This window comes from Phenylobacterium sp., assembly GCF_036501465.1.
Classification (GTDB): domain Bacteria; phylum Pseudomonadota; class Alphaproteobacteria; order Caulobacterales; family Caulobacteraceae; genus Phenylobacterium.
This window is the reverse complement of record NZ_DASYAF010000102.1, coordinates 1-1,888: the sequence shown is the minus strand read 5'-3', so window position 1 is coordinate 1,888 and position 1,888 is coordinate 1. Positions and strand designations below refer to the sequence as shown.

Annotated in this window: 2 protein-coding genes; one reads left to right on the top strand and one right to left on the bottom strand. The window is 69.3% G+C overall.

Features of this window, described 5'->3' with window-relative positions; genetic code table 11:
* A partial coding sequence (locus VGL85_RS11025) for a hydroxymethylglutaryl-CoA lyase (RefSeq protein ID WP_331588984.1) occupies positions 1–636 on the top strand: 636 nt, incomplete at its 5' end.
* A 172-nt stretch (positions 637–808) separates the two neighbouring features.
* Here VGL85_RS11025 and thrS read toward each other — a convergent pair.
* Positions 809–1,888: threonine--tRNA ligase (thrS, locus tag VGL85_RS11020; protein ID WP_331588983.1), on the bottom strand; the 1,080-nt coding region annotated here is incomplete at its 5' end.

Sequence of the window (1,888 nt, the reverse complement as noted above, 5' to 3'; positions counted from 1 at the left end):
GTCGCGGCCGGCTGCGACGAGGCCAATGTGGTGGTCTGCGCCTCCGACGGCTTCGGCATCAGGAACCAGGGCGCCTCGGTCGCCGAGCAGGCGGCGACCATGGTCCGCATCGCCGAGCGCCGCGCCGCCGAGGGCGGGCCGGTGCTGTCCATGACCATATCGGTGGCCTTCGGCGACCCCTTCGACGGCGAGGTCAGCGAGGCGCAGATCGCGGCCATCGCCGCCGAGGCGGCGCGGGCCGGCATCGGCGAGATCGCGCTCGGCGACACCATCGGCGTGGCCGACCCCTGGACGGTGCGGCGGCGGATCGAGGCGGTGCGCAAGGTCGCGCCGGAAGCGCGCATCCGCATGCACTTCCACAACACCCGCAACACCGGCCTGGCCAATGTCTATGCCAGCCTGGAGGCCGGGGTCGACGTGATCGACGCCAGCACCGGCGGCATCGGCGGCTGCCCCTTCGCCCCCGACGCCACCGGCAACATCGCCACCGAGGACCTGGTCTACATGCTGGAGCGCGGCGGCATCGAGACCGGGCTGGACCTGGGCAAGCTGATCGAGACCGCGCGCTGGGTCGGCGAAAAACTGGGCAAGGACGCGCCATCAGCGCTCACGCGGGCGGGGGTGTTTCCGGGCTAATAGACCTCTCCCAGAGGGAGAGGGAGGGCCCCGCGGCGCGCCGCGCCGTGGGAGGGCGAGGGGTTACGGCCTCTCAGATTCATCCTGAACGGGCGTACGCCCTCATCCTCCCATCGCTGGCGCGATGGGCCCCTCCTTCTCCCCACGGGAGAAGTCTGGAAGGGACGGCCGTCTACCGCAAATCCGGCGGGGTCGCTTCTTTCACCAGCTCCGCGATGGCTTCGTCGAGGGTCAGGATCCGCTGGTCGTTGGAGCCGAGGCGCCTGAGCGCCACCTTGCCTTCCTCGGCCTCGCGGCGGCCGACCACGGCGATCACCGGGACCTTGGCCAGCGAGTGTTCGCGCACCTTGTAGCCGACCTTTTCGTTGCGCAGGTCGCTCTCGACCCTGAGCCCCGCCTTCTTCATCGCGGCTGCCGCCTTCACCGCATAGGCGTCGGCGTCGGAGGTGATGGTGGCGACCACCGCCTGCGTCGGCGCCAGCCACAGCGGAAAGGCGCCGGCATGGTGCTCGATCAGCACGCCCAGGAACCGCTCCAGCGAGCCCAGCACCGCCCGATGCAGCATGACCGGCCGGTGCTTCTGGCCATCCTCGGCGATGTACGAGGCGTCCAGCCGCTCGGGCAGCACATAGTCGAGCTGTAGCGTGCCGCACTGCCAGGTGCGGCCGATGGCGTCGCGCAGGTGGAATTCCAGCTTCGGGCCATAGAAGGCGCCTTCGCCCGGCAGCCGCTCCACCTGCAGGCCGGCGGCGTTGGCGGCGCGCTCCAGCTTGTCCTCGGCGATGGTCCAGTTCTCGTCCGTGCCGAAGCGAAGGTCGGGACGCAGGGCGAGCTTCACCGAATCGAGTTCCACCTCCAGGTCGGCATAGACCTGCTTCAGGAGCTCGATGAAGGCCACCGACTCGGCCTCGATCTGGTCGTCGGTGCAGAAGATGTGCGCGTCGTCCTGGGCCATCTGGCGCACGCGCAGCAGGCCCATGAGCGAGCCCGAGCTCTCATAGCGGTGCAGGCCCTCGAACTCGGCCAGCCGGATCGGCAGCTCGCGATAGGAGCGCTGGCCGTGCTTGAAGATCTGCACGTGGCCGGGACAGTTCATCGGCTTGACCGCCAGGACTTCGCCCTCGTTGGTCTCGCAGACGAACATGCCGGCGTGGAACTTCTCCCAGTGGCCGGACTGTTCCCAGAAGGTCTTGTCGAGGATCTGCGGCGTCTTCACCTCGTCGTAGCCCTCGGCCTCCATGCGCCGCCGCAT